Annotated in this window: 9 protein-coding genes; all 9 read right to left on the bottom strand. The window is 45.5% G+C overall.

All coding sequences use genetic code 11. The annotated features are described in order from the left end of the window. A partial coding sequence (locus FTU00_RS11515) for a DUF4372 domain-containing protein (RefSeq protein WP_180179733.1) occupies positions 1-191 on the bottom strand: 191 nt, incomplete at its 3' end. Between the two features lie 137 nt (positions 192-328). Then, the gene (locus FTU00_RS11510) at positions 329-622 is read right to left on the bottom strand and encodes a cold shock domain-containing protein (RefSeq protein ID WP_004785065.1); all 294 of its coding nucleotides are present in this window, start codon (positions 620-622) and stop codon (positions 329-331) included. 85 nt (positions 623-707) lie between these two features. Beyond that, positions 708-1343: a uracil phosphoribosyltransferase gene (gene upp / locus FTU00_RS11505; protein ID WP_004785068.1), complete on the bottom strand. Its 636-nt coding sequence runs from the start codon at positions 1341-1343 to the stop codon at positions 708-710. A gap of 123 nt (positions 1344-1466) precedes the next feature. Then, the gene (nuoN, locus tag FTU00_RS11500) at positions 1467-3011 is read right to left on the bottom strand and encodes an NADH-quinone oxidoreductase subunit NuoN (protein ID WP_004785070.1); all 1545 of its coding nucleotides are present in this window, start codon (positions 3009-3011) and stop codon (positions 1467-1469) included. 3 nt (positions 3012-3014) lie between these two features. Further along, entirely contained in the window at positions 3015-4628 is a 1614-nt protein-coding gene (nuoM, locus tag FTU00_RS11495; protein WP_004785072.1) for an NADH-quinone oxidoreductase subunit M, read from the bottom strand. A 1-nt stretch (position 4629) separates the two neighbouring features. Further along, positions 4630-6519: an NADH-quinone oxidoreductase subunit L gene (nuoL, locus tag FTU00_RS11490; RefSeq protein ID WP_180105232.1), complete on the bottom strand. Its 1890-nt coding sequence runs from the start codon at positions 6517-6519 to the stop codon at positions 4630-4632. Further along, a complete protein-coding gene (gene nuoK, locus FTU00_RS11485) occupies positions 6516-6824 on the bottom strand; it encodes an NADH-quinone oxidoreductase subunit NuoK (protein WP_004280769.1) in 309 nt (102 codons plus the stop codon). The genes nuoL and nuoK overlap by 4 nt, the downstream gene beginning before the upstream one ends. After that, positions 6824-7342 (bottom strand): NADH-quinone oxidoreductase subunit J, encoded by a 519-nt coding sequence (nuoJ, locus tag FTU00_RS11480; protein WP_171056685.1) that lies wholly within the window; start codon positions 7340-7342, stop codon positions 6824-6826. The genes nuoK and nuoJ overlap by 1 nt, the downstream gene beginning before the upstream one ends. Next, on the bottom strand, positions 7342-7884 hold the full coding sequence (gene nuoI, locus FTU00_RS11475; protein ID WP_004785079.1) for an NADH-quinone oxidoreductase subunit NuoI: 543 nt from the start codon (positions 7882-7884) through the stop codon (positions 7342-7344). Before nuoI ends, nuoJ begins: the two co-directional genes overlap by 1 nt. Positions 7885-7890 lie beyond the last annotated feature (6 nt).

The raw sequence follows: 7890 nt of genomic DNA, 5'->3' as shown, positions 1-7890 counted from the left end.
TCCAAATTGGATTGAATATCTCTCAGACTTTGCCTACAAGAGAATTGAGACATCAATATGGCAATAAACTGATCCCACCGGGAAGCCGCTCTAAATTTCTGTCCAACATGGTGTACTTTAGCAAGTTGTTCAAAATCCTGTCGCACAACAGGTTTAATTAGCTCATGAAATACGGTATTCTGATGGGACAAAACCTGAATCCTGGTCGTTAAAGTGTTTGTTTGCACTCATATTTTAACTGTTAGGACTCAGGTTTTTTTATTTAAAGCAAACTATGGGACAGCAGTGGCCCTAAGGCCCTATTTTAAATGAATTTTCCAAGCAAATATTAACGCTTTAAATTCGACAATAGTGCTGATGTAATCGAAGTATTGACTGCTACCGCTTTGGCTTTTTTGGCTTTCTTCGATTTATCTTCTACACGCTCAATCTTGATGGCTTTATAGCGATCCCCATTCTGAACCACATTGAATTTTACCCGGTCATTGCGCTTCGGTTCACCTGAATCGGCAGGGAAATCCGAGATATGAAAAAATACCTCACCTTCAGGTGAAGAAATAAAACCAAATCCTTTTTCTGGATTGTACTGTTTTACTTTTCCTTGGTATTGCTCGGAAGTCATAAACGTCCCCTACTCTGTATCTGTCAGTATTCAGTATATAAAAAAGAGGCTGTAAAAGCCCCTTTTCTGTTCATTTTCAAAAATATTAGTCTTTTTGAACTGAACCAAAAATCTTGTCACCCGCATCTCCCAGACCCGGAACGATGTAACCATTTTCATTCAAGCCATGATCAATCGCCGCAGTGAAAATCACCACATCTGGATGAGCTTCTTCAACACGTTTAATGCCTTCAGGTGCTGCGACCAATACCATCACACGAATATCTTTACAGCCGCTAGCTTTCAATACGTCAATCGCAGCTACCAGAGAAGAACCAGTCGCCAGCATTGGATCAATGATCATGGCAAGACGGTTTTGTACGTCTGGAACCAGTTTTTTATAATAAGTACGTGCCTGTAGGGTTTCTTCATCACGTTCCAGACCCAGTACAGAGACTTTGGCACTTGGAATCAGATTCAGGAAACCATCCAGCATACCAATACCTGCACGTAGAATTGGCACCACAGTAATTTTTTTACCTGCAATGCGGTCTACAGTTACCGGTCCGTTCCAGCCGTCAATCTCATGTTCAACGACAGGAAGATCCTTGGTCGCTTCATAAGTCAAAAGCATAGTCACTTCCTGAGCCAGCTCACGGAAGTTCTTGGTACTAATGTCAGCACGACGCAGTAAACCGAGTTTATGTCGAATTAAAGGATGACGGATTTCATGGATTGCCACGGGAGAACACCTAGAAGGTTAAAGATAAATTTCCGCTATTATAAAGACTTTTCCGGATTTGTTTAACTAAAAAAGCCCCCAATCGTGGAGGCTTTTTTGTAATAACTTCAAACTTGCGCTGAATTAGTTAAAACCACTTTGAACCAAAGTGAAAATAAACTGTTGTAATTCAGGCGACATTGCGAAGAACGCATAGCGAGACAGCGCAATGATTGGATCCGGATAAACACCGATCACCAGTACCAGTAATGCGACAAGCAATACCATGATACCACCAACTTTCTGACCCCAGTGATTTACAGCGTCAAGACGTGGTGTTTCTGGTGGAGTCATATACATGACAACCATCACACGCAGGTAGTAGTACAGACCAATACCTGAACCCAGGATGACCATCGCAGCAAGGAACCAAGACTCACCTGCTACCGCAGTTTTCACTACCAGGAACTTACCGATGAAGCCCGCTGTTAATGGAATACCTGCTAGAGACAGCATCATCACAGTTAATACAGCAGTCAATACTGGACGGCGCCAGAACAGACCGCGGTACTCCGCCAGGCTACCTGCTTCATCTGTATTGTTATACGGACTAGACATCAGCGTTACCACACCGAAAGCACCAATCGTAGTCAATACATACGTGATGATATAGACGTTTACACTTTCAAAAGTCGCGAAACCTTGAACCTGTAAAAAGTCAGTATTACGTGCAGATACGATCGCAACCAGTACATAACCGAAGTGAGCAATTGAAGAGTATGCCAAGATACGTTTCAAGTTCACCTGTTTCACTGCAAGCAAGTTACCTACAATGATGGAAAGTACTGCAATCACGCTGATGATAGTGACGAAACTATCTGACAGGATTAAGCCAGAAGACAATACATAACGTACGAACAGACCCAGCATTGCCACTTTAGATACAGTTGCAAGGAAAGTTGCAACTGGCGCTGGAGCACCTGCATATACGTCTGGTGTCCATTTGTGGAATGGAGCCAGTGACAGTTTAAAGCCAACAGCGAATACAATCAGTGCCAGACCGATCACCACAGCAGGCTGACTGAATGCAGTCAACAGTTTGCCTGGTTCAGCGACAAAGCTTAGAGAACCTGTATATGCATAAACATATGCCATACCCATCAACAACATTGCAGATGCAGTTGCTGAAAGCACCAGATATTTTACACCTGCTTCAAGTGATTGAGAACGTTGATGTGTATACGCCAATAAGCCGTATACAGGGATCGACATGAGCTCAAGGCTAATGAAGAAAGATGCATAGTGAGAACTTGCCACCATCAGCATCGCACCGGCAACGGAGGTCAGCATCAGGATGTATAGTTCTTCACGGTTATCTTTATAGGTTTCAATATAAGCATGTGACAAGGTACTGCACGCCAGTGCAGCCACAATAATCACAAACTGATACAGCATCGTAAACGGATCTACGAGGAACAGATTCATTACATTGGCAGGTGCAAATTGACCCGCTAACAGAACGAACAGAATGTACAACGCCGCCAGGTTTAGACCAATGACTGTCGTAGTCGCAACTAAGTTATGGTTACGCTTAATTGCAGTAAGCAACATCACGACGATCGCAGTCAATGACACGATCATCACAGGTGCTAGAGGCATAAGCTCAGAAAAAGACATTGTGAAGTTCATGGCTTATTGGATCTCCACATTTTCAGCTGAAACGGCAGCTTGCTGCACAGCATCAGCTGCTTCAGACACAGGAATGTAGCTATTCGCTAACCACGCCATGCTTGAGTTAGAAACGTCAAGGAAGCTTTGTGGGTATAGACCAAGCCATGCTAGACCAAATGCACAGATCAGCAAAATTACCACTTCACGTGCATTTAAATCTTTTAACGGATTTGTGTAGTGCTGTTTTTGCTCTTCGTTTGGAACACCAAACAACGCTTTATGGATCAGAATCAAACCGTACAGACCCGCAAATACCAGGCTGATTGCAGCGAGGATTGTGAATGCAGGGAATTTACCGAATGAACCCATCAGGATCAGGAACTCACCAATGAAGTTACCTAGACCTGGAATACCGACAAGCGCCGCGATGAAGAACATCAGGAAGAATGCAAGGTATGGGAACTGACCACGAATACCACCCATCAAACGCATATCACGTGTATGAACACGTTCGTACACCTGACCACACATAATGAACAGCGCTGCAGATGACAGACCGTGAGCCAGCATCATGATCATCAGACCTTGGAAGGTCAGGATGTTACCTGCATAAATTGCAAGTAAAACGAAGCCCATGTGTGAAATAGACGTATACGCCAATAAACGTTTCATATCGGTTTGCTGGAAAGCACACCAAGCACCGTAGAAGATACCGATTAAACCGAAAATGATCGCGATGTCTGCAAACTGTGCAGAAGCCGCCGGGAAGAATGGAATCACGAAACGGATCAGACCATAAGCAGCTGTCTTAATCAAGATACCTGCAAGGTCAACAGAACCCGCTGTTGGTGCTTGTGCATGCGCATCTGGTAACCAGCCGTGTAATGGGAAAACTGGAAGTTTTACCGCAAAACCGATAAATAGACAGATCATGAATGCATAAGCAACTGCTGGTGCTTGTGTATCCAGCATGTTCGCTACACCCATCAGGTAGTTGTAGTCGAAACGGATTTGACCAGTCATGGTGTAGCCTACAGTCACCAGACCAAGGATACCAATCAGCATGACTAAACCAGCTACCTGTGTGTAAATGAAGAACTTGGTTGCAGCATATACACGTGACTTGCCTTCTGCCCCTTTATGACCCCAAAGTGCGATCAGGAAGTAGATCGGCACCAGCATCATCTCCCAGAAGAAGAAGAACAGGAACAGGTCAATCGCCAGGAATACACCGATTACACCACCCAGAGACCATAAAAGGTTCAAGTGGAAGAAACCAACGTTTTTCTGAATCTCACCCCACGAACAGCCTACTGCCAGCACACCAAGGAGTGCAGTCAAGCCAACCATCAGTAAAGATAAACCATCCACCGCAAGGTGAATGTTAATGCCCAGGGTTTGAATCCAAGGCAATTTAAACTCGGCTGCCCACGTAGGAGCCGCACCGCCAAGTTCATAGTTATAAGTACCCGACTGCCAAAGGACGATGGTCAAGACCAGCGTCACTAACATACCAATCAGCGCGATATAACGCGGAAGGTGTTGGTCGAGTTTATCGACCAACCAGCAAATAAAACCTGCAATGAACGGAATGAGGATCAGAGCCGGCAAAATAATATTGTTTGGAGCTTCCATTTTATTTCCCCACTACCTGAATCACGAGCAAGATCATCAGTAGGACAACGACACCGAGCCCCATACTAGATGCATATTCACGCAGTGAACCTGTTTGACGTGAACTGGTAAAGCTATGACCACCTTTAACCAGTGCAGGCAGCACCAGCCAGAAGCCATCAATCGGATCACGGCCGAACAGTTTCGCGAAGAACAAATAAGGCTTCACAAAAACGATGTCATACAGCTTGTCGAAACCAAGTGCATTACGGCAGATGTTGGCAAGGCCCGCACCCAGAGAAGTTTTCGCAAAAGATTTCACAGCGTTGTAAGCAAAAGCAAACAGCACCACGCCAATTGCAAGACCTACCAGTGCAATACCTACTGCTGTGTATTCTGCAGTATGCATGCCATGTTCAAGTGCTTCCGGAATTTCAAATGCAGGAAGTTTAGCCGCATTCAAAATACTTTCCACAGGCGCTTTTAATGCTGCACCCACGAAAGTTGAAAGTACTGCAAGAATTGCCAATGGACCCCAGTAAGTTACACCCTTGATTGCATGGTAAGGTGTGTTTTCTTTACCGAAGAATACCACCCAGATCAGACGGAATGTATAGATCGAAGTCAGGAACGCACCGATTACACCCACCCAGTAAAGTGTGCTGTAAACTGCGATTGATTGGCCTTGTACCCAAACCGCACCCAGGATTGCATCTTTTGAGAAGAAGCCCACAGTGATGAATGGAATTGCAGCCAATGCACCGCCACCAATGGCGAAACATGCAAACAGGAATTTGTTCTTGTAGAACAGACCGCCCATCTTGAAGATATTTTGTTCGTGGTGGTAAGCCAGAATCACTGCACCAGAAGACAAGAATAATAATGCCTTGAAGAATGCGTGAGTCAGCATATGGAACAGACCTGCCTGGTATGCTTCAGCACCTACAGCCATAAACATGTAGCCCAACTGACTCATCGTTGAGTAAGCCAGAATACGTTTGATGTCTGTTTGTACCAATGCAGCAAAACCAGCCACCAGCAATGTCACCGCACCAGTAATTGAGATGAACATCATCACTTCAGGTGCAAGTTCAAATACTGTGAACAGACGGCAGCACAGGTAAACACCTGCTGTTACCATTGTTGCAGCGTGGATCAATGCAGAAACAGGAGTCGGACCTGCCATCGCATCTGCCAACCAGGTTTGCAGTGGAATCTGTGCAGATTTACCAGCAGCACCTAGGAACAACATTAGTGCAGTCCAGATGGTTAATGATGAGCTTTGAGTCATCACAGTCGCAGCATTTTCAACGATGTACTGAGTATTCAGCGTACCGAATTGCTGGAACAGCAAGAACATGGCAATCAGCAGGAATACGTCACCAATACGGGTAACGGTAAATGCCTTGATCGCTGCCACACCGTTTGCAGGGTTTTGGTAGTAATAACCAATCAGCAGGTAAGAACACAGACCTACACCTTCCCAACCCAGGAATAACAACGCCAGGTTGTCACCCAGTACCAGCAATAACATGCTTGCAACGAACAGGTTGAAGTAAGAGAAGAAACGTGCGAAGTCTTGTTCACCGCGCATGTACCATGATGCAAAGATGTGGATCAGGAAACCAACGCCTGTCACCATGCCCAGCATCAACAGAGACAAACCGTCCAAGTGCAGGCTGATGCCCGGTGCAAAACCACCGACATTGAACCAGGTCCAAAGAGGTTGTACTACTGCGGTAGAACCATTGTTGACAAAGTCCATACCCGCAATGAGTGCGAACAATGCCGATAACCCCACAGCCCCTACACCAATAATGGCTGCAACTGTTTCAGGAAGCTTATGACGCCCTGCCGCTAAAAGGACGAAGCCAATGAGCGGGAATAAAATTGTTAGATATAAATAACTCATCCGCGCATCTCACTAGCAGCATCCACATCCAGATGATGGAAGCGATGATAGAACTGAAGGACGATCGCAAGACCGATACACGCCTCTGCCGCAGCAAGGGTCAGAATCAGAATAAACATGATTTGACCATCAGGCTGTGCCCATGCACTGCCCGCCAGGACGAATGCCAAAGCAGCAGCATTCATCATGATTTCAAGGCTCATTAAAATGAATAGCAGGTTGCGTCGCACCATTACACCGTAAAAACCCAGTGCAAAAAGAATGGATGCAACGATCAAACCATGCTCTAAAGGGATGTTGCCCATTATTGTTGTTCCTCTTCTGCACCTGGTTCACGTTTACCCAAATGGAATGCTGCAACAAGTGATGCAAGCAATAACATCGCGGCAACTTCTACCAACAATAAGTATTGCGTAAAGAGTGATTGACCTACCGCTTTAGGACCGACCATTTCTGTGCCCATGACCATTGAAGGCTGCACGTAATCTGATTTAAGTACCCAAACCAGGATCAGACCAATCAGGAAGCTCATCAATGCCGGATAAGCCCACGCTGATGAAGTCAACCATTTGCGTTCCTGAGCGACAGTCTGTTCGCCCAGGTTCAGCATCATTACCACGAACACGAATAACACCATGATCGCGCCAGCATAAACGATGACTTCAAGCGCACCCGCAAATGGTGCACCCACGATCAGGAACAGCCCTGCTACAGCAAGGAGTGAAACGATCAGGCTTAATAAAGCATGTACCGGGTTCGTGTTAGTTACCACACGAACTGTAGAGACGATGGCCACAAGGGCCATTAAATAAAATGGCCACATCATGGTAATAGACTCCGTACATCAACAGGTGCACTTTCACGTTGTGCCTGACCCTTGTCCTTACCAGCAACTGCCATACCGGTGACACGGTAGAAGTTATAGTCAGGATATTTACCAGGACCAGAAATCAGCAAGTGTTCTTTTTCGTAGACTAAGTCTTGACGAACATATTCGCCCAATTCGAAATCTGGTGTCATTTGAATTGCAGTCGTAGGACATGCTTCTTCACACATACCGCAGAAAATACAGCGAGAGAAGTTGATACGGAAAAATTCCGGATACCAACGACCATCTTCACGTTCTGCTTTTTGGAGTGAAATACAGCCTACCGGACATGCAACCGCACACAGGTTACATGCCACACAACGCTCTTCGCCATCTGGGTCACGCGTTAACACGATACGACCACGGAAACGTGGTGGCACGATTTCTTCGGCTGGCACTTCCGGATATAAAATGGTGTCACGTTTGCGCGTTGCATGGGTAAAGACCATGAACAACGTACGAACGATTGACCCGAATCCAGCTAGAAATTTAAACATTTTGTT

Source organism: Acinetobacter sp. YH12041 (assembly GCF_013419975.1).
Taxonomy (GTDB): domain Bacteria; phylum Pseudomonadota; class Gammaproteobacteria; order Pseudomonadales; family Moraxellaceae; genus Acinetobacter.
The sequence above is the reverse complement of the archived record's forward strand: the minus strand, read 5'-3'. Positions and strand labels throughout refer to the sequence as shown.